This is a genomic window from Sodalis sp. RH21 (assembly GCF_047324175.1).
Classification (GTDB): Bacteria; Pseudomonadota; Gammaproteobacteria; order Enterobacterales; family Enterobacteriaceae; genus Acerihabitans.
Genome location: NZ_CP178732.1, coordinates 2,418,364 through 2,439,141 on the forward strand (window position 1 = coordinate 2,418,364; position 20,778 = coordinate 2,439,141).

Annotated in this window: 20 protein-coding genes; 15 read left to right on the forward strand and 5 right to left on the reverse strand. The window is 51.7% G+C overall.

Annotated features, from left to right (window positions below; all coding sequences use genetic code 11):
- The first annotated feature begins 186 nt into the window (after positions 1–186).
- From pepT to ACL2XP_RS11105, 6 genes are all read left to right on the forward strand, one after another.
- Positions 187–1,419, forward strand: coding sequence for a peptidase T (gene pepT / locus ACL2XP_RS11080; protein ID WP_413738561.1), 1,233 nt, complete (start codon positions 187–189; stop codon positions 1,417–1,419).
- 220 nt (positions 1,420–1,639) lie between these two features.
- On the forward strand, positions 1,640–2,626 hold the full coding sequence (gene kdgT, locus ACL2XP_RS11085; protein ID WP_413738562.1) for a 2-keto-3-deoxygluconate transporter: 987 nt from the start codon (positions 1,640–1,642) through the stop codon (positions 2,624–2,626).
- A 186-nt stretch (positions 2,627–2,812) separates the two neighbouring features.
- A complete protein-coding gene (locus tag ACL2XP_RS11090) occupies positions 2,813–3,112 on the forward strand; it encodes a hypothetical protein (protein ID WP_413738563.1) in 300 nt (99 codons plus the stop codon).
- Between the two features lie 128 nt (positions 3,113–3,240).
- Complete coding sequence (apbE, locus tag ACL2XP_RS11095) at positions 3,241–4,293, forward strand: FAD:protein FMN transferase ApbE (RefSeq protein WP_413738564.1); 1,053 nt, start codon at positions 3,241–3,243, stop codon at positions 4,291–4,293.
- Positions 4,294–4,318: 25 nt separating this feature from the next.
- Positions 4,319–4,711 carry a DUF305 domain-containing protein gene (locus ACL2XP_RS11100; protein WP_413738565.1) on the forward strand — a complete coding sequence of 131 codons (393 nt, stop codon included), beginning with the start codon at positions 4,319–4,321 and terminating at the stop codon, positions 4,709–4,711.
- 371 nt (positions 4,712–5,082) lie between these two features.
- Positions 5,083–5,214: a hypothetical protein gene (locus ACL2XP_RS11105; protein WP_413738566.1), complete on the forward strand. Its 132-nt coding sequence runs from the start codon at positions 5,083–5,085 to the stop codon at positions 5,212–5,214.
- Between the two features lie 648 nt (positions 5,215–5,862).
- On the opposite strand, the gene ACL2XP_RS11110 is transcribed toward ACL2XP_RS11105, so the two are convergent.
- The 4 genes from ACL2XP_RS11110 to ACL2XP_RS11125 form a co-directional block, all read right to left on the reverse strand.
- Positions 5,863–6,237 (reverse strand): helix-turn-helix domain-containing protein, encoded by a 375-nt coding sequence (locus ACL2XP_RS11110; protein WP_413738567.1) that lies wholly within the window; start codon positions 6,235–6,237, stop codon positions 5,863–5,865.
- A 212-nt stretch (positions 6,238–6,449) separates the two neighbouring features.
- On the reverse strand, positions 6,450–7,670 hold the full coding sequence (locus ACL2XP_RS11115) for a glycosyl transferase (protein WP_413738568.1): 1,221 nt from the start codon (positions 7,668–7,670) through the stop codon (positions 6,450–6,452).
- 53 nt (positions 7,671–7,723) lie between these two features.
- Entirely contained in the window at positions 7,724–8,533 is an 810-nt protein-coding gene (locus ACL2XP_RS11120) for a mannosyl-3-phosphoglycerate phosphatase-related protein (RefSeq protein WP_413738569.1), read from the reverse strand.
- A 515-nt stretch (positions 8,534–9,048) separates the two neighbouring features.
- On the reverse strand, positions 9,049–9,282 hold the full coding sequence (locus ACL2XP_RS11125) for a DUF2525 domain-containing protein (RefSeq protein ID WP_413738570.1): 234 nt from the start codon (positions 9,280–9,282) through the stop codon (positions 9,049–9,051).
- Positions 9,283–9,432: 150 nt separating this feature from the next.
- Between ACL2XP_RS11125 and dsrB the strand changes: the two genes are divergently transcribed.
- Positions 9,433–9,630 carry a protein DsrB gene (gene dsrB / locus ACL2XP_RS11130; RefSeq protein WP_413738571.1) on the forward strand — a complete coding sequence of 66 codons (198 nt, stop codon included), beginning with the start codon at positions 9,433–9,435 and terminating at the stop codon, positions 9,628–9,630.
- 187 nt (positions 9,631–9,817) lie between these two features.
- On the opposite strand, the gene rcsA is transcribed toward dsrB, so the two are convergent.
- Entirely contained in the window at positions 9,818–10,450 is a 633-nt protein-coding gene (gene rcsA / locus ACL2XP_RS11135) for a transcriptional regulator RcsA (protein ID WP_413738572.1), read from the reverse strand.
- A 1,080-nt stretch (positions 10,451–11,530) separates the two neighbouring features.
- Between rcsA and otsB the strand changes: the two genes are divergently transcribed.
- The 8 genes from otsB to cheW all read left to right on the forward strand — a co-directional run bounded on the left by otsB (position 11,531) and on the right by cheW (position 20,746).
- Positions 11,531–12,319, forward strand: coding sequence for a trehalose-phosphatase (gene otsB / locus ACL2XP_RS11140; RefSeq protein WP_413738573.1), 789 nt, complete (start codon positions 11,531–11,533; stop codon positions 12,317–12,319).
- Positions 12,316–13,710: an alpha,alpha-trehalose-phosphate synthase gene (gene otsA, locus ACL2XP_RS11145; protein WP_413738574.1), complete on the forward strand. Its 1,395-nt coding sequence runs from the start codon at positions 12,316–12,318 to the stop codon at positions 13,708–13,710. Before otsB ends, otsA begins: the two co-directional genes overlap by 4 nt.
- 1,199 nt (positions 13,711–14,909) lie before the next feature.
- A complete protein-coding gene (gene flhD, locus ACL2XP_RS11150) occupies positions 14,910–15,260 on the forward strand; it encodes a flagellar transcriptional regulator FlhD (RefSeq protein WP_413738575.1) in 351 nt (116 codons plus the stop codon).
- 2 nt (positions 15,261–15,262) lie between these two features.
- Positions 15,263–15,844, forward strand: coding sequence for a flagellar transcriptional regulator FlhC (flhC, locus tag ACL2XP_RS11155; RefSeq protein ID WP_413738576.1), 582 nt, complete (start codon positions 15,263–15,265; stop codon positions 15,842–15,844).
- A 129-nt stretch (positions 15,845–15,973) separates the two neighbouring features.
- Complete coding sequence (motA, locus tag ACL2XP_RS11160; RefSeq protein WP_413738577.1) at positions 15,974–16,861, forward strand: flagellar motor stator protein MotA; 888 nt, start codon at positions 15,974–15,976, stop codon at positions 16,859–16,861.
- Positions 16,858–18,060, forward strand: a complete 1,203-nt coding sequence (motB, locus tag ACL2XP_RS11165; protein WP_413738578.1) for a flagellar motor protein MotB — start codon at positions 16,858–16,860, stop codon at positions 18,058–18,060. Before motA ends, motB begins: the two co-directional genes overlap by 4 nt.
- Before the next feature lie 10 nt (positions 18,061–18,070).
- Entirely contained in the window at positions 18,071–20,209 is a 2,139-nt protein-coding gene (cheA, locus tag ACL2XP_RS11170; protein WP_413739123.1) for a chemotaxis protein CheA, read from the forward strand.
- Between the two features lie 39 nt (positions 20,210–20,248).
- On the forward strand, positions 20,249–20,746 hold the full coding sequence (gene cheW / locus ACL2XP_RS11175; RefSeq protein ID WP_413738579.1) for a chemotaxis protein CheW: 498 nt from the start codon (positions 20,249–20,251) through the stop codon (positions 20,744–20,746).
- Positions 20,747–20,778: the final 32 nt, after the last annotated feature.

The following is a 20,778-nucleotide window of genomic DNA, read 5'->3' on the forward strand; positions in this document are numbered from 1 at the left end:
GCAACGCGCCGGCCTGCGCCGCGCGCGGGCCGATAAATCGAATACCAAGATGCCTGCCTGGTGCAGGCATTTTTTCGTTCAGGCGCCTTGGTCATGGTGCGCAGAGACAAAACAGATTACCATCCGCTAATCAGCCGCGCCCGGTGGTCCGGGTGGCAACCGGTTAAATACCTTGAAGGAATCCCTATGCCTAACGATATCGCCGGACAGTTAATTGCCCGTTTTTTACGCTACGTTGCGCTAACCAGCCAGAGCGATCCGTCCGCGACCCGCCTGCCCAGCACGCAGGGGCAACAGCGGCTGGCCGAACTACTGGCAACGGAACTGCGGGAATTGGGTATGACCGATATTCAGCTCGATCAACAGGCCACCGTCACCGCCGTTAAACCAGGCAACGTTCCCGGGGCGCCCCGCATCGGTTTTATCGCCCATCTCGATACGGTGGACGTCGGCCTGTCGCCGGATATTCATCCTCAACTGCTGCGTTTTACCGGCGAGGATCTCTGCCTCAATGCGCAGCACGATATCTGGCTGCGTACGGCGGAGCACCCTGAAATCCTGGCTTATCACCACCAGGATATTCTTTTTAGCGACGGCACCAGCGTGCTGGGGGCCGATAATAAAGCGGCCATCACCGCCATTATGACCATGCTGGCCAACCTGGAGGAGGATACGCCCCACGGCGATATCGTCGTGGCCTTCGTGCCCGACGAAGAAATTGGCCTGCGTGGCGCCAAGGCGCTTGCGCCTGAGCGTTTCGCCGTGGATTTTGCCTACACCATCGACTGCTGCGAAGTGGGCGAGGTGGTTTATGAAAACTTTAATGCCGCCAGCGCCGTGGTCACGCTGACCGGCGTTACCGCCCATCCCATGTCGGCCAAAAATGTGCTGGTTAATCCGCTATTGATGGCCCAGGACTTTATTGCGGCTTTTGATCGCCGGGAAACGCCGGAGCATACCGCGGGCAGGGAAGGTTATTTCTGGTTCAACGATATGGCGGCCAACGCCAGCCAGGCCAGGCTGACCATTTCGATTCGTGATTTCGATCAAGCCCGCTTTAATTGGCGCAAACAGCGTATCGGCGAGGTGGCGGCGGATATTGCCGGGCGTTATCCCACGGGTAAAGTACATTATGAGATTAACGATATTTACAGCAATATCAGCAACGCCATAACCGGCGATCGCCGCGCCATCGATTTGATTTTCGCCGGGCTGGCAGAACTGGGCATTGAACCGAAGGTAACGCCGATGCGCGGCGGTACCGACGGCGCCGCCCTGTCGGCCAGGGGATTATTAACGCCGAACTATTTCACCGGCGCGCATAATTTTCACTCTCCGTTTGAGTTTTTGCCCATTAGCTCCTTTGTCGGCAGCTATAACTTGACGCGCAAATTATGCCTGCTGGCGGCGAAAAGTTAACGGCTTGGGAGCAATGTGACCCGTCGGTAATCGATTCTCACGTGGCGTTAAAATGTGACCTATATCACATGGTCTAATGATGCGCTTTACAATAAAAAGTGATTTTCATCACAATTTTTTTGTGACACAGCTCACACTTAACCCGAAGGATAACGTCGTATCATAAAAAAATGAAATATTGGTTCATTTTTTAAGGTATAGCGTTTCTTAAGGGTGCGGTATGAAAATAAAACAACGGTTAGACAAAATTCCCGGTGGACTGATGCTGGTTCCCCTGTTCATCGGCGCGGTGATCAATACGTTTTATCCGGACGCGGCCGGTTACTTTGGCTCTTTTACCAGCGGCATCCTTAAAGGGACGGTACCGATCCTCGGCGTATGGTTTTTTTGCATGGGGGCAACCATCCAACTGCGGGCGTCCGGCGTCGTGTTGAAAAAATCAGGCACCCTGGTGGTGGTTAAAACGCTTACCGCCTGGGTGGTGGCATTAATCGCCGCGCATTTCTTGCCGCTTGAGGGCATTCAGAGCGGCTTTTTCACCGGCATTTCCACCTTGGTGCTGGCCGCGTCGATGAATATGACCAACGGCGGCCTCTATGCGTCGTTAATGCAGCAGTACGGCAGTAAGGAGGACTCGGCGGCGTTTGTGCTGATGTCCATTGAATCCGGTCCGCTGCTGACGATGATTATCCTGGGGTCCGCCGGCGTGGCCTCCTTCGAGCCCCGCCTGTTTTTAGGCGCGGTGCTGCCGTTTATCATCGGTTTTATTCTAGGCAACCTGGATGATGATTTACGGGAGTTTTTCGGCCGCGCGGTGCCTGCGCTGATACCGTTTTTTGCCTTCTCCCTGGGGAGCGCTATCGATCTCTCGGTAATTAAAGAGACCGGTTTACTGGGTATTTTGCTTGGCGTCGGCGTCATTATCGTGACCGGTATTCCGCTGATCCTGGCGGATAAATACATTGGCGGCGGCGACGGTACGGCGGGGATTGCCGCGTCCAGTTCCGCCGGCGCCGCGGCCGCTACGCCCTTCCTGATCGCCGAAATGAATCCGATATTCAAAAGTCAGGTTGCATCCGCCACCGCTCTGGTGGCCACGGCGGTTATCGTCACGTCGCTGTTGGTGCCCATTATTACCGCGCTGTGGGCTAAATGGGCCCGGCGGGAGAGACCCTCCCGGCAGACCCCGGTTTCTTACCCCCAATAAGCCCCGCGTTTTACCGGGCGGCCTGCCGGCCGTCCGCTTCCCCGCGTGGGTTACCTCGAAAGTTTGTCGGCTATACTTCTGCTATCCGCTGGCAATAAAAATAATATAAGCTTAACGTGATTATTATCTTGTCCGCCCGCTGAAAATGCCGGCGGACCATGCCTGAACGGCATAAGAGAGGGAAATATGGCCCACGATCCGCTTTATGAGGCTTTACTCGAACGCATCGAGGCGTTGGAAGCACGGGAAAGGCAGTTGACCGTGACGTCCCATGCCTACCAGGTGGTTATTACCACGATTTTGGGTAATATCGACGCCGAAACCCGCGACCGCATTATCTCCATGGTGGACGAAGCCCATGAAATCGCCTACTCCCAGGCGGTTAACCGCAGCGATAAGCATTTGTCCGAGATTATCAAAGGAGCCGATGAAATCGTACAGCGGATGTTTAATTACGCCCAGGGCGGCAACCATCTCGATTTATGACTTTCCATGGGCTCCTCTAAGGCTTGGCGCCAGGTCTGATTTTTGCATCTGCTTTTTGCATAGGCTACGGAACGTATTACCATAGCCCGGACGGTGCAATGCCTTTTAATGTTGGAGCAGTGGAAAACATGAAGAATTACGCAGCGATATTACTCGGCGGCGCCTTATTGCTCGCCGGCTGTGATAAGCCCCAGGCGGAAAACAGCGGGTCGGCCTGGTCGGCGGAAGGAAAAACCATGGGGACTTTTTACCGGGTTACCCTGGCATCGCCGCCTGCGGAGGCCGTGGCGGGTCTGCAGGAACAAATCGGCCAATTGCTGGAACAGGACAATCATGAGCTGTCTACGTACCAATCGGACACGGTTTTGTCGCGTTTCAATCAATATACCGGCACCGACCCCCAGCCCGTATCCGCCGGCATGGCGGATATCATCACTACCGCCTTGCGCATCGGCGCTAAAACCGCCGGAGCCATGGATATCACCGTGGGTCCCTTGGTTAATCTATGGGGATTCGGGCCGGATAAGCAGCCGGTGACGCTGCCCACCCAGCAGCAAATCGATGCAGCCCGCGAACGCGTCGGGCTGCGCCATCTGCGTTTGATTGAAGATAACCGGGGCCAATGGCTGCAAAAAGATTTGCCGGACCTTTATGTGGATCTGTCCACCCTCGGCGAGGGTTATGCCACCGATCATCTGGCCGCCCTGCTGGAGCGGCGGGGAATAACACGTTATCTGGTGTCGGTGGGCGGGGCGGTGATATCCAGGGGGTTATCCCCGCAAGGGCAGCCGTGGCGCGTAGCCATCCAGCGTCCCACCGATAAGGAAATCGGCGCCCAGGCCATCGTCGATTTGCAGGGGCATGGCATCAGTACGTCGGGAAGTTATCGCAATTATTACGAATTGCAGGGTAAGCGCTTGTCGCATATTATCGATCCCGCCACCGGCCGTCCTATCGAGCATAAACTGGTCTCCGCCACGGTCATCGCCCCCACCGCGTTGGAAGCCGACGGCTGGGATACCGGTTTGATGGTGCTGGGAAGCGAAAAAGCCAAAGCGCTAGCCGAGCAGCAAGGGCTGGCGGTATACCTGATTACCAAAACCGACGGCGGGTTCGCCACCTGGATGTCGCCGCAGTTCAAATCCTTCCTGGTCAGCCAGTCAGATAGCCCGGCTTCGTGAGGTCATCATTTTACAGGAGAAAATCATGATCAAAGTTTCCTTACTGCCAGTGCTGCTGTTGGCGCTGCCCCTGGTGTCGTCCCCCGTCGTGGCGGCGCCGGCAAAAAGCATGGATATGGAACATATGTCCCCGGCCCAGGCGCTTAGTCCCGCCAGCCAGGCCTATATGGCCGCCATGGGGGACATGCACCAGGATATGGCCGAAGGGGTCAAGGACAGCGATCCGGATGTCGCATTCGCGCAGGGAATGATTCCCCATCACCAGGGCGCCATCGCCATGGCCGAAACCGAATTAAAATACGGCAAGGACCCGCAGATGCGTCAACTGGCGCTAAATGTCATCAAAGCGCAAAAAGCCGAAATCGAAGCGATGGAAACCTGGCTTAAAGCGCATCCCCGCGTCCCGGGCGCTAAATGATACTTTCAGCCGGTTAGCCCGGCTGGCGGCTAAATGTACACTTGCATTCCGCTGCCAGGTTTGGTAACTGTAGATAGTCCCCAGTGTTATCGGGGGAGTCTTTTGGTAAACCCCTAAATCTGACAAGTAAGCGAGGTGTTTATGAGTAGAGGTAAGGACAAGTCAGCCAAGAAGAAGCCAGAGAAAACACTGAAGGAAAAACGTGCGGATAAAAAAAGCAAAAAGGGGCTCGATATCTAGGTCCCCAGGCTTGCAGCGCAACGTACCCGGCAATCGAGCCGGGTTTTTTTCGCCCCGATAGCCCGGTTGGGCCGCTTTTTCATGGCGGATTGGCTATAATAGCCCGAAGTAAACCACGGAGAACCCGCCCCATGAACGATGATATTTTTGAATTCGATATTGATGCTGAGTTGGCCAAAGCGGAAGAAAACGCCGAACAAAAAGCCAAAGCAGTGCCGGAAACGTATACGGCTGAAGATGATTGCGAAGGTTGTAAAATTTAATAAAGCGCTTCACCCCGCCTGGCGCCGTGTCAGGCGGGTATGGGTTTTTGTCACCTATGTCCTGAATTACCCTCGCTTTTCCGGCGACACGCGCGTGCGCTACACGTCGAATATAACGGCTTAATTGCGCGGTGCGCTATATACCTGCGCGATCGCACATTCCGCGACGCTGCGGATCAAAGGCTAAATCATCAATAAAACTAATATCAAAGGGGATTAAAATATACGATAAAATATTTTACTGAGGGGATATGTAACTAAAACAGGCGTGGAAAAATATTTTGACAGTAATATCATCGGCGTTATTGCGACGCGTTAAAAAAACCCGCCAAAAACAGCGGGTAAAATCACTTCTTAAGTTACACCAGGGAAATTAGTCTTGCTTACGCATGTTACGCTAATTTGGCAGAAATACTATACATTTAGTTCGGATTTTACTGAGGCGCCAACGAAATAATCGAATAGCCCAATTTATATTAAGCAAAAAAATGAACGAAATTAATTTTATGTTATTGATATTTATGATTTAATATAAAATATTTAAGGCAATATCGCTGCTATGAAAATTAGCGATTAAGTAAAATAAAAAATTCTTAAAATAATGAGTGTTGCCTTTTATATCGTCATAAAATGGCAATATATATTTAATTAATCATAACTTAGCGGCGGCGTCAAACGCAGCGATAAGGAACGATCGTTACGGCACATTTGCGGTGTTATGCCAAAATATTTCTTAAACAGGGTAGTGAATTGTGACTGCGAATTAAAGCCGTAATCCAAAGCGATATCGATAATTTTATTGTCAGTATTGCGCAATCTATGTACCGCTTCGGTTAATTTGCGTTCGCGGATATAACGCCCCACGGCCATGCCGGTTGTGGCCCGGAACACCCCCTGCATATGCCAGACCGAATAACCGGAACGCTGGGCGAGTTCGGGCAGCGCGATATCGCGGTCTAGATGATCCTCGATCCACCTCGCCAGGGCAGCGACCAAGGGTTCATTGGGTTTGAGTTCGCGCATATCGTTTCATTTCCGCCTCGGCGGTTACCCGTAGTGCATTTATAAGAGACGCCATATTCTAAAGATCGCCGCCACGGGAGCAAGTAAAAGTGCCGCTGCGCGCGGGATAAAACGGGCAGGGGGCGTATCGGCAAAAATTTCCCCGCGGCCCGTTCAATCCTGCCCTTATCCGCGGGGGAGCGGTCGCCGCCCCGGATTATCCGGCGATATAGCTAGACGTCGCCCTTGTTATCCTCTTCCACCGCGTCATAGATGCGCTGCATGATGTCCGGAAAAGCGGACTGCACCCGGCTCCAGCTCGGAATGAAGGGTTTGTCGTTCGGCCTTTCGATAAAAGCCTGCCCGGCATCCAGGATGCATTGCATAAACAGTTCAATCGCCGCTTCCTCGCTATGCTGGTCGAATTTCAAACCATTCATGATGGCATCGTGATGGTAGAACTCCAGGATATCGAGGGCATTGCGATAGTAGGTGGCTTTAAGCACCCGGAAGGAGTCGCTGGTCAGGCTGACGCCCATGGTGGCCAATTTACGGTACAGGGATTGGATAATATCATTGCTCATGCGCTTGAGCCCGCCTGAGCCGTCTTCTTCCGCCAGGGGCTGATGCTTATGATCGTAGTTATCGGCAATTTCCACCTGGCAAATATGATTGGGCGAATAGTTGCGATAGATCTCGGATAATACGCCGATTTCCAGACCCCAATCCCCCGGGATCTTCATATCATGCATTACCCGGGTACGCATGGCGAACTCACCGGACAAGGGGTAGCGGAAGCTATTGAGATAATCGAGGTACTGCGACGGGCCATAAACATTTTCCAATGAACGCAGTAACGGCCCCACCAGCAGGCGCACCACGCGTCCATTCATTTTGCCGTTGGCGACACGCGCATAAAATCCTTTGCAGAACTCATAGTTGAATTTGGGGTGCACCACCGGATAAAGCAAGCGGGCCAACATGCTTCGTTCATAGGTGACGATATCGCAATCGTGCAACGCCACCGCCAGTGTGCGGTCGGAAGCGAGCGTATAACCGGTGCAAAACCATACGTTGCGGCCTTTGCCCGGTTCGGTAGGGGACAAGCCTTCTTTTTCCAATTCGGCGTCAATGGCTTTGAGGCGCGGGCCGTCGTTCCACAGGATGCGATGATGCTGCGGCAAGCGTGAAAAAAATTCCCGGGCGAATAAAAACTGTTCCCGGTCGGCACGATCCAGTCCGATAACGATCTCTTCAAGATAAGGCACCTTGGCGATTTCGTCGATGATATGCGCCAATGCCGGTCCTTCCAGTTCAGAAAAAAGGGAAGGAAGAATCAGCCCCATTTTGCGCTTTTTTGCAAAGCCGATCAGTTCGGTTTCCAGTTCTTCGACTTTACGGTCGGACAAGTTATGAAAATTGGCAATTATTCCATTTTGATGAAAATCGCTCATAGGTTCTCTCCCCAAGCCATTACAATTTTTAAAATAATTATGCGTACCTCTTATCAAGCCGAGGTGATAAAATGTTTCATTCCTTCGCTCCAGCCTTCTGGCCCAAAGGCTGAGGTACGGTAAACATAGTGTTGTTGCGCACTTACGTCCACCGGGGTCTTGCTGTAACCGCGTATAATGACCGCGTAATCCACCGCATTGAGCATCGGAATATCATTTGGCCCGTCGCCTAATCCCAACGAAAGCCACTGGCGGCCGTCCCGTTGACGGTATAATTCCATAAGTCGTTGCACCGCCGCGCCTTTGCTGCTGTTTTTGGACATAACGTGATAAAAGCGGCCGCCCTGGGTGATAGCCAAATCCGCTGCGGCGAGGCAGGCGGCGAATTCCGCCATACGCTCGTCGCTGTCGCGCCAGATGAATGCTTCCGACGCCTCCCGCCGTTGCGCCAACACTGCATCCTGCGCCGACAGTCCGGTCCATTCGCCAATGACCTTTTCATCAACATCGCCAAAGCCGAAAAACTTGAAGCCTTTTTCTTCCCGCAGGCGCTCCAGTAAAGCGCGAATAGCGTCGTAACGTTGTTCCATAATGTTGTCCGGCTGCGCGTCTGGCGGCGCGTCGGGGTGGAACCGCAACACCGCGCCGTTTTCGGCGATAAACGGCGATCCCGACAGGCCCATGCTGATTTGCAGCTGTTCTATTTCAGCGGCGGTTTTACTGGAACAAAATACCAGCGGGATATGATTGGCTTTTAACGTCTCAAGCCAATGCTCGGCGGGTTGCCAGCTATAGGTATGATGATCCAGCAACGAGCCATCCAAATCGGTTATAACGACTAAAGGGTCTTGTAGACTCGGCATTTTTTTCCGCCTCATTCCTAAAGTAGTGACGATTAAATAATGTCACCTTCTGAAAAAGAGTATATACGATGCCCCGGCATGCAGAGGGCGCCATCAAGGGTTTTTCAGCCGGATATCCGGCCAGGGATGGCTGTCCTAAAATGAAAGTTTATTAATGTTTCTTTTTGAGAAAATTCTTAAAATTCAGCAAAGTTAACCTTATCCCATAGCCGGTAAACCTTAGCGTAGGAGAGGTGAGAATCAACTTTACGCCATGAAAATCATAACATTATTTGTCTAAGCGTAGCCGCGTCGGCTGGCTTGTGCTCGATAATTTATATGATTTGAATTCAGTAGTAAAATTAATGTGGCTTGCCAATTAAAGCGATATGTTTACTATGAACAAGTACTTGATTTCCTAGTGTAACGAATTTTTCAATTCACCGCGCTAAAGCGGAGTATTTTATTCCCCCGGTGCGTTATGCCGGGGTTTTTTTGTTCTTTATTTACGCAGGAAAAGTACAAAAAAACGCCATTTAACGATTAACTTCCGCCACGGTATAATCACGGATGTCTAAATTATAGGCTTCAGCCAATGCGCCATAGGATGTGAATTCTTGACCTTGCGCGGTAACCATATGGGCATGGTCGTTATGCTGATGCTCATAAACGTCCTGGCCCGCAATTTCCCTGACCGCCTTGATTAATGAATCCACGTCGATACTGATTTCCCGCTTTAGCTGCTCATTATATTCTTTGGCAAAGGCCATAATGTTTTCCTCATGTTAATCTTTCGCCCGCGGTATGACCTTATTAAGTATAGCGTCAAAGCGGTATATTGCTGATACAAGCCGGTGAATGGGCTGACTGAATGGCGGGTTTGTACTAAACTATCTGTCGGGCACATTATGAGGCTAGTCATGAAATTACACGATCGGGTGACGGTTAAAACGGACGGCGGGCCGCGGCGCAAGGGCACCATCCAGGCAATTGAAGAGTTCAGCGAAGGGGTAATGTATCTGGTCGCCCTGGACGACTACCCTACCGGCATTTGGTTTTTTAATGAAACCAGTCATCCCGATGGGATTTTTGTTGAATTGCTATCGGAAAAGGCATGACATCCCACCGGCCCGACGGTCGGCTATCTCTGGCTAATGTACTGGCGTCGCGCCCGGCAAGATAAGATGCAAAAAAAGGTAGCAGTACGGTAAAAAAAAGGTATCAAGCGGCGCATTGATACCAAAAAACAGTCGTTAAAAGAATAAAAGAGATGTTGGTCGGGCTTTCTTTCCTGTGGGCCAATGCTCAGCGGACGTTGACGTAGATGCCGGTGGTCACGGTATCCGTAAGTCTGACTACATGATAAATCACTTGCTTGTTATGCGTTTTAATCTTGCGTTTGATGTTGCCCTTGTGGGAAGACACCGTTTTGGCCTTGATTTGCATGCTGTCGGAGATCTGGATGGTATCGTGGCCGGACATCCACATGCGCAACATATTGGATTCGGTCTGGCTCAAACGCACCGGGTTGAGATCCAGCGGGGATTTGTGCGTGGCATCCAAAGGTTTTTGCTTGTTGCAGCCGGCAAGCAATGAATTCAGCGTTTCAGGCTTAATCGATTTTGACGTAATGATAAGATTGGTACGGACAAACAGATAATCTTCAAAATGGATATTGGTCATCGCCATAAAAATGAAAAAAAGCGTATCTGGATGCTGCGTAATCACGCGTTTAATGCGTTCGGTGGCATCGGGCTCATGGATGAAACACTCCTCATTAACAAACACCACATCCGGTTTTATGCGGGAGCATCGATTTTGCAACTGGCCGATATCAGATACGATATTGATATTGCGCCTTTTTACACCGGTATCCGTTAGAAAACCCGTTAGCCCGAGACGGGTATAGCTGCATGAATCCATTATAATCGTTGGCATATCGCACCCTCATTAAAATTGGTTAATCTGTTTTAATCAATGATAAAATGCTGTCGTCTGGCCCTCGGATTTCAGAAAGCTTCACAGTTAACTAATGTTTTATCAACAATCTATGAGTGACTTCAACGAAATTTTTTTGAGATCGTTCTCCCAAAAGTAAATCGATAAATTTGACTTAAGTCTGTAGGTATAGCTGGCCAGGCAACCAAGCTGATGCAGGTATGATACCAATGTCGACAAAGCACATAATGTCAAGCAGCCAGCGACTCTTCTCAAAGGCAAGTGCTTTATCAGAAAAATCATATTACAAAAATCACGGAATATACATAAGAAAAATTCATCATTTTTTGTGTTATTTTTTTTTACAAATAAAATTTTGTTCGAATGAGCCGAAAATCGCACAGGGTTTTTTTTAATCTTTAATATCAATATATTAAGTGGTCATAAATCTTGATGACAACCATTATCAATTAAAATAGGCCGCGATTTGTAAATAATGGCTGTTTTTTGGCCAGTTTTGTAGGGTTAATTTTGATTTTCTATACAAAATTATGCATTAAACGAACAAATTTTAGCCCCGTAAGCATCTCACTGGGGGAATTGAACAACATATTTATCGAATATGTTGAAGTATCCGTACATTTATTGATGGTTCGTTCAAATGTCCATGGTGAGGAATCTGCTGAGATCATTCCTGCGTTTTTGTCCCCATAAGGGCTTTTTGTGCCATTTATGACAGATCAAAAATTATTGTCTATACTAACTAACGTGTTCACCGCCGCCCGAAGGACAGCTGGGATAGTAAGGCGTCGCGCTAATGCCCGCCTTACTTTTTTGCGCGTTTGTATCATAACTTAATGTTCAACGACTTAGGTCGGTGAATGATCAATTAGGTTTGCGCAGTTTCAAGGAGAATGACGATTAGCAAAATTCACTTCATTATCTTCTCACACTCCTTGGTTACCCGCTTACCCTCTGTCAATTAATTCCGGGCTGCGTAAAAGCGTGACAGCGCAACCACTTATCCGGCGATGCGCCCTGAATGCAACTCGCAGGCGGTTATAAACGAGGATAACAGGTATGACAGACAGTGATTCACTCCCCCCTATACCCTTGACGGGGATAGCCTGCTTTTTTGATCTCGACGGCACCTTGGCCGGGATTGAACAACGACCGGAATTGGTGAGCATCCCCGACGAGATCAAGCAGGCGTTATGCGATATTTTTACCGCTACCGGAGGCGCCCTGGCGTTGGTATCGGGACGGACGCTGAACGAATTGGATACCCTAAGCGCCCCGCTGCACGCTCCGGCGGCAGGCGTCCACGGGGCGGAGCGCCGGGACGCGCAGGGAACCCTTCATCGCATCGAACTCTCGCCGTCAGTCGCGGCAACTCTTCAGCAACAACTTACCCAGGCCATCGCCGCCATGCCCGGCTGTCACGTAGAAGCCAAGGGAATGGCCTTTGCCTTACATTATCGCGGCGCCGAGCAGTTTAAAGACGGCATCCTCGCGGTGGCCCAGGATTTTACCCGCCGCTACCCGGAATTGGCGCTCCAGCCCGGCAAGTGCGTGGTTGAGCTTAAGCCGCGCGGGGTAAACAAGGGCGAGGCGATAAAAGCTTTTATGAATGAAGCACCTTTTAGCGGCAGAACGCCGCTATTTATCGGCGATGACCTGACAGACGAGACCGGTTTTACCCAGGTTAACGAACTTAATGGTATTACCATCAAAGTTGGTCCAGGGAAAACTGAAGCCCGTTATCATTTGGCAGATGTGGGAAAAGTCCATTTGTGGTTATTGTCGCTGGTTAAACAACAAGAGAATTATTCTATTAAAACCAAAATCTCAGTTGGGGAGGATTTATGAGTCGCTTAGTGGTAGTTTCGAATCGTATTGCGGCTATGGAAGGGAAAAAGGAAAGCGCCGGCGGCCTGGCCGTAGGCATCATGGATTCATTAAAAGATGCTGGCGGCATGTGGTTTGGCTGGAATGGTAAAATCAGCGAAGAGGATTTGCCTCTGGAAAAGCACCAGCAGGACAACATCACTTTCGCGTCTTTTAGCTTAAAACAAAGCGAATATGACCAGTATTACCTTAATTTTTCCAACACCGTTATTTGGCCGGCTTTTCACTACCGCCTGGATTTGGTGCAATACCAGCGTGAGGATTATGATGGCTATTGCCAGGTAAACGAACGGCTGGCAGGGCGCCTGCAGCCCCTGGTGGAACCCGATGATATCCTCTGGATTCATGATTATCATTTACTGCCGTTCGCGGCCGCCTGCCGAAAATTGGGCATGACCAACCGCATCGGTTTTTTCCTCCATATCCCATTCCCTACCTCAGAAATATTCAATGCCTTGCCGCCGCGTAAAGAGCTGCTGGAAATGTTATGCGAATATGATCTGATCGGCTTTCAGGCCGAAACAGACCGGCTGGCATTTATTGAAAATCTGTCATTGGTTACCGATGTGGAACAACTGGACGACGATCGTTTTTCCGCGTATGGCAAATCGGTCACGGTGCGGGTTTACCCCATTGGCGTCGAACCCGACAGCATCCGCGAGCTGGCGGAGGGGGCCTTGCCGCCCAAGCTGGCCCATTTACGCGACAAACTTAACGGTAAGCTCATTATCAGCGTTGACCGGTTGGATTATTCCAAGGGGCTGCCCGAGCGTTTCCAGGCGTTTGAAACGCTACTGGAAAACTATCCGCAGCATCGCGGCAATATCCGGTATTTCCAGATTGCGCCGACTTCGCGCGGCGACGTGCAGGCCTATCAGGACATCCGGCACGAACTCGAAACCGAAGCGGGGCGCATTAACGGTCATTTTTCCACATTGGAATGGACGCCACTGTTCTACCTTAACCAGCACTATGAACGCAGCCTGCTGATGAAGATCTTTCGCCATTGTGAAGTGGGCCTGGTTACGCCGCTGCGCGACGGAATGAACCTGGTGGCGAAAGAGTATGTGGCTTCCCAGGACCCGGCTAACCCCGGGGTACTGATCTTGTCGCGTTTTGCCGGTGCGGCCAACGAATTAACCTCCGCGCTATTGGTTAACCCTTACGATCGCGACGGGGTGGCCGCTGCGCTGGATAAAGCGCTGTGCATGCCGTTGGATGAACGTATTTCGCGTTATAAGGAAATGATGGATGTCATAACCAAAAATGATATCGTCCATTGGCGCCAAACGTTCCTGAACGATCTTAAGGAAGTGCCGGTCCAGGAATCCAAAGCCGCAAAAGCGTCATAAGCAGCATGTAGACGTCCGTCCTGAGCGGCATTTTTTGAGTTTACCAGGGCAAAAAACGAATCCATCGCCGCTTCGTCCGCCGGAGCGGCGATGGATTTTTTGCTTACTGGCCCCGATGCCCCGTCGCCGCACGCGCGTGACAGGTTAACAGCGGGTTAACGCTACCGATGTTATGGTTATGTAGGGGACCGGGCGTTATTTATCGGGCAAGTCCATGACGCGCCGCGCTATGTGAAAATCCATTAATTCTGCATCGCATCTTTTAACAAATTAGGCGCTGGTATTATTCTTTAAATCCCTGTTATGGCCGTAAATCTTATAATTTCCTGGGTATAAAAAACGATCTAAATTAATAACTTGCCGCGTTTTTAGCAAAATTTTTGCGCGATTTTCCTCAAGTTTTAAATATGCCTGCCGATGATAACATTACATACCTTTTCTGGTGTGGGATTCCCCTCGTCTACGTAGCGTCCACACAAAATTTTACGTCTGTTTTCGCGATGCTTTCCCAATAAGCCCACTGTTAACTCGATAACGTGCCGCCGCTCAATTTTTAGACAGCCGGCGGCAGGGATTTGCATCGAAATTGTAAGTTATGTTTCATAATTGTTATCGATGTATTTTAGATAAAAATCTGCTAAAAACAGCATTTAAGCTGATTAATCGATCTTAAAATAGCATTTTAGACCGAAAGTTTGCGATTACGAATGATATTCTGTCATTATCGCTAAAATCAGCAGAATACGCTATTTCGCTGGTTATATTGTATGACGAATAGCCCAAATTTTGATTTTTGGTCGTTTTTTGAACAGCACGGAAGTCTGACCAGTAGCAATTCTGATCAAGTAAACTCTTTTTATGTGATCAAGATCACACTTTATCTAAAATTTACCCTTGGGTAGATTGTATGCACGACGGATTCGGCGTTAGAGTTGCGGCGCAATTAGGAATAATCTCACTAATTTGTAAAAATGTTTCACGGAAGAAACTCTAATGAATCAGGTTAGTTTTGGGCACAATTAGCACATAAAATATTTAACGGTACGGCATTACTTAATAGCCGCTTCGGTCACCGGATACTATATGTATTTTTCGATGCCGATGTTTTTCATTAGCCACCCAGGGGAAGATCCCCGGATACCGGGCGATATTTTATCACCCAAGTTATGTTTTTAAACATAGTCTATAGGGATGGGAAAATGAATACGAGTGAAATACGCAAACACGTTTACGATATAAATTTGTCCTATTTATTATTGGCGCAACGGCTCATTAATCAAGAAAAAGCATCTGCTATGTTTCGATTGGGAATTAATAACACCATGGCTGACGTATTATTGAAGCTCACTTTACCACAAATGGTAAAATTGGCTGAAACGAACCAGCTATTGTGTCTTTTCCGTTTTGACGACCATCAGACTATTACGCAGCTAACTCAGGATTCCCGGGTGGATGAATTGCAGCAAATACACACCGGGATATTGCTATCAAGCCAATTACAAGAGCGATTAGCTTCTAAAGAAAGCCATTTGCCGAAAAAAAGGGCGTAGCGATGGCCGTGAAAAGTATTGTCCAGGAAGCAAAGGACATTCAGCTCGCCATGGAATTGATCACGCTGGGTGCCAGATTGCAGATGCTGGAAAGTGAAACGCAGCTCAGTCGCGGACGATTGATAAAATTATACAAGGAGCTGCGCGGCAGCCCGCCGCCCAAGGGAATGCTGCCTTTTTCCACGGATTGGTTTATGACCTGGGAACAGAACATTCATTCCTCGATGTTTTATAATATTTTCCAGGTGTTACAGCAAAATGGGCAATGTACCGGCGTCGAGGCGGTTATTCGATCGTATCGCTTGTACCTTGAGCAGTGTCCCCATCAAGACGGCGAGTTGCCGATTCTTGCGCTGACCCGCGCCTGGACGCTGGTAAGATTTGTTGAAAGCGGGATGCTGCAATTGACGCCATGCAGCCATTGTCACGGCCATTTCATCACTTATGCCCACCAACCTGCCTTTGGTTTTGTTTGCAGTTTATGCCAGCCGCCGTCGCGGGCGGTAAAAAGACGTAAACTTTTGCCAGACACGGCCGATATTAATCCCAAGCTGCTGGATGAGCAGGCGCAACGCGCAGTGTGACGGGTAATCCATACCGGATGAAAATATCCATGGCGATACCCTGGCATAAAATGGCCATGGTAATCGTCGCTCGGTTTTTTCCCCTATCACGGCGTGCTGGCCTTCATCTTTTTTACCGGGAGAACGGGCGTGTTAGTGATAGTGGGATATCTTGTCGTCATTGCCGCGGTATTTGGCGGTTATGCCTTAGTCGGCGGCCATTTGGGTGCGCTTTATCAACCTTCCGAATTTCTAATAATCATTGGTGCTGGCGTCGGCGCGTTTATCGTCGGTAATAACGCGAAAGCAATCAAGTCGACCGTCCACGCTTTACCGTTGTTATTCCGTGGTTCAAAGTATAACAAAGCCTTATATATGGATCTGATGGCGCTGCTGTTTCGTTTGATGGCAAAGTCGCGTCAGCACGGCATGTTGGTTTTGGAATTCGATATCGATAGTCCCCATGAAAGCGCCATTTTCAAACTCTATCCCCGCATTCTCGACGATAAGCAACTGGTGGATTTTATCACCGATTATCTGCGCCTGATGATAGGCGGCAACATGAATGCGTTTGAAATTGAATCGCTGATGGACGAGGAAATCGAGACCTACGAACACGAGTGTGAAATTCCCGCCAGCAGTTTGTCCCAGGTCGGGGATTCTCTGCCGGCCTTTGGGATCGTGGCGGCCGTCATGGGCGTGGTTCATGCCCTGGCATCGGCGGACCGTTCGGCTATTGAACTGGGAGCGTTGATAGCCCAGGCCATGGTGGGCACTTTTTTAGGCATCCTGCTGGCTTATGGCTTTATTTCGCCGCTGGCTTCGCTGCTGCGGCAAAAGAAAGACGAAACCGTCAAAATGATGCAATGCATCAAAATCACTCTGCTCTCCAATATTCATGGTTATGCGCCGCAGATTGCGGTGGAGTTTGGCCGTAAAACCCTGTTTTCCGCCGAGCGTCCCTCGTTCAGCGAACTTGAGGCCCACGTCAAGCTCGCCCGGGAACCGGTTAAACAGCCGGTGGAAGAGGATGCATGAAGAACCAGCCAATAGTGGTGGTGCGCAAACGGCGGTCGCCCAGGCACCATGCCGAACACGGCGGCGCATGGAAAATAGCCTATGCCGATTTCATGACCGCGATGATGGCTTTTTTTCTGGTGATGTGGCTGCTGTCCATCGCCAGCCCGCAGGAGTTGGCGACCATAGCCGAATATTTCCGTACGCCGCTCAACGTGGCCGTTACCGGCGGTGAGCGCAGCAGTTCCGATTTTAGTCCGATACCCGGCGGGGGTGATGATCCGACTCGCCAGCAGGGGGATGTGCATAAAAGCATTAATGCCCTGATGGATAAATTGGAAAAAAACCGGCTTAACCGGCTGCGGGAAAGATTGGATCAGCTCATTGAGTCCGATCCCCGACTAAAGGTGCTGCGACCGCAATTGTTAATCAACCTGGTGGAGAGCGGGTTGCGTATCCAGATCCTCGATAGCCAGAACCGGCCTATGTTTGAAACCGGCAGCGCCAGGGTGCAGCCGTATATGCGCGATGTGCTGCGGGCCATTGCGCCGGTGCTGAATGATATTCCGAATAAAATCAGCATTTCGGGTCATACCGATGCCATACCCTACGCCAGCGGCGAACGGGGCTATAGCAATTGGGAGCTATCGGCGGACCGCGCCAATGCGTCGCGGCGGGAGCTGATTTCCGGCGGGCTGGAGGAGGGTAAAATTCTGCGCGTGGTCGGCATGTCCGCCACCATGAGCCTGGCGCCGCAAAAACCGGACGCGGCGATTAATCGGCGTATTAGCCTGCTGGTGCTGAACAAACAGACGGAAATAACCATTGAGCATGAAAATGCGGAAAGCCAGGGTGTGGAAATCAACGATTCAAAAACGTTGACGCAGCAGCCGGCATTTAAGGCGGCGGCCGAGCCAGCCGCAGCCCCCTTGCCGTCAAGCGTTGCCCCGGGTTCGGCCCCGGCGGCTGCGCCGTCAAGTATTGCTCCCGATTCGGCACCGTCGGCTGCACCGTCAAGTATTGCCCCGGGTTCGGCCCCGGCGGCTGCGCCGTCAAGTATTGCTCCCGATTCGGCCCCTGCGGATTCGCCAGCAACACCGGTTGCGCCGTCCAATGCCGCGCCGGCGGCTAAGTCTGCAACTGCGCCTATAACTACGCCCTCCGGGACTCCGGTCCCGGCGGCCTCGCCGTTTAACGAACGTGATTCACAGCAGAGGTGACTTCGTGAGCATGGAATTAAGCGCTTTTTACCAAACATTTTTTGATGAGGCTGCCGAACTGCTGGCGGATATGGAACAGCATCTGCTGGTTCTGGACCCGCTGAAACCGGATAGCGAACAGCTCAATGCTATCTTCCGCGCCGCCCATTCCATCAAGGGCGGGGCGGGCACGTTCGGCTTTACGGTATTGCAGGAAACCACTCATTTGCTGGAAAACCTGCTGGACGAGGCGCGGCGGGGGGAAATGTCCCTCAGCACGGCGATTGTTAACCTGTTTTTGGAAACCAAAGATATCATGCAGGATCAATTAGACGCCTACAAAACGGCTCAGGAACCGGATGCGGCAAGCTTTGCTTATATTTGCGAGGCGCTGCGCCAGCTAGCGCTGGAAGCCAAAGGTATCGATCCGCAGACCGCGGCCTCTCCCAGCGCCGAACCCGCCAAGCCGCCGGCCGCGGACGCCATGCTCTCTATTCGCCTGAGCGATCTGAAACCCGGCGAAATCCCGCTGATGCTCGATGAGCTGGGTAATCTCGGCACCGTGCTGGATCACCGGCAAACGGAAGACAGCCTCAGCGCCCGCCTGCAAACCACGGTAGGCGAAGACGATATTTGCGCGGTGCTGTGCTTTGTCTTGGAAGCCGACCAGATTCATTTCGACGCCGACGCCGACGCCGACGCCGACGCGGCGGCGGCAAACGCCGACCAGAACGCCGACCAGAACGCCGACCAGAACGCCGCCGCGGCGGACGATGTCGCCGCTGCGGGACTTCCCGACACGCCGGCGGTCGGCGTGGCGCCTTCACTCACGCCACCGGCAATCACGCCATCGCAGGGCAATGCTCCGGCAAGTCCCGTGCCGCCAAGCAATGTGACGCCCATCACCGCGGCGGCCGGCGCGTCGTCGGCCAGCGATGCCGTCCCGGCCCGGCCGGCGGATACCGCCACCGCGCGGGTAAAACCGGCCGATACCAGCATCCGGGTGGCGGTGGAAAAAGTTGACCAGTTAATCAATCTGGTCGGCGAGCTGGTGATCACCCAATCCATGATTGCGCAGCGCTCCGGCAGTCTGGACCCGGTGGAACATAGCGATCTGCTGATCAGCATGGGCCAATTGGAACGCAATGCCCGGGATTTGCAGGAATCGGTGATGTCCATCCGCATGATGCCGATGGAATATGTCTTCAACCGGTTTCCGCGGCTGGTGCGCGATCTGGCCGCCAAGCTCGACAAGCAGGTAAAACTGACTCTGGAAGGCAGCTCCACCGAACTGGATAAAAGCCTGATCGAACGGATTATCGATCCGCTGACCCATTTGGTGCGCAACAGTCTGGATCACGGCATCGAGTCGCCCGCCGCCCGGCAGGCCATCGGCAAATCCCCGGTCGGCAATTTGCAACTGCGGGCCGAACACCAGGGGGGCAATATCTGCATCGAGGTCAGCGATGACGGCGCGGGCCTCAACCGGGAAAGAATCCTTGCCAAGGCATTGTCCCAGGGACTGCCGGTCAACGACGGCATGACCGACGAGGAGGTGGGCATGCTGATTTTCGCGCCGGGGTTTTCCACCGCCGAACAGGTGACGGATGTGTCCGGGCGCGGCGTGGGCATGGATGTGGTTAAGCGCAACATCCAGGCCATGGGCGGCCATGTGGATATTTTAACCCAGGCCGGCAAAGGCACCACCATCCGCATCCTGTTACCCCTGACGCTGGCCATACTGGACGGCATGTCGGTGCGGGTAAATCAGGATGTCTTTATCCTGCCGCTCAACACGGTGATGGAGTCGCTGCAACCGCAGGCGGATGATTTGCATCCCCTCGCCGGCGGCGAGCAGGTATTGCAGGTGAGGGGGGAATATTTGCCCCTGGTTGAATTGCATCACCTGTTTGATGTAGACGGCGCCAAAACCGACCCCACCCAAGGGATTGTGGTGATATTGCAAAGCGCGGGCCGTCGTTACGCCTTATTGGTGGATCAATTGATCGGCCAGCATCAGGTCGTGGTCAAAAACCTGGAAAGCAACTACCGCAAAGTGCCGGGGATTTCAGCCGCCACCATCCTTGGCGACGGCAGCGTGGCGCTGATTATCGATGTGTCCGCACTACAGGCCCTGAACCGTAATAAACGGATGGCCGGTGCTGCTTAATTTTTTATATTTAGCCGACTGAATAAAAAGGTGAAAACCATGGCAGGACTTGCAAGCGTCACCGCACTGACCGGGGAAAACGAAGGGCAGGAGTTCCTGATCTTTACGCTGGGCGACGAAGAATACGGTATCGATATTTTAAAAGTACAGGAAATCCGCGGTTACGATCAGGTGACGCGCATTGCCAATACGCCGGCGTTTATCAAGGGCGTGACCAATTTGCGCGGCGTGATCGTGCCGATACTGGATCTGCGCATTAAATTTGCCCAGTCGGACGTGGCGTATAACGACAACACGGTGGTGATTGTGCTTAATCTCAACCAGCGGGTGGTGGGTATTGTGGTGGACGGCGTGTCCGACGTGCTTTCCCTCACCGCGGAGCAAATCCGCCCGGCGCCGGAATTTGCCGTTACCCTGGCCACGGAATATCTTACCGGCCTGGGTTCCCTGGGCGAGCGCATGCTGATCCTGGTGGATATCGAGCGGCTATTAAACAGCGAGGAGATGGCGCTGGTGGATAGCGCCGCCAGGAGCTAGCGCGGCATTGCCAACGCGCAACAGACGGCGGA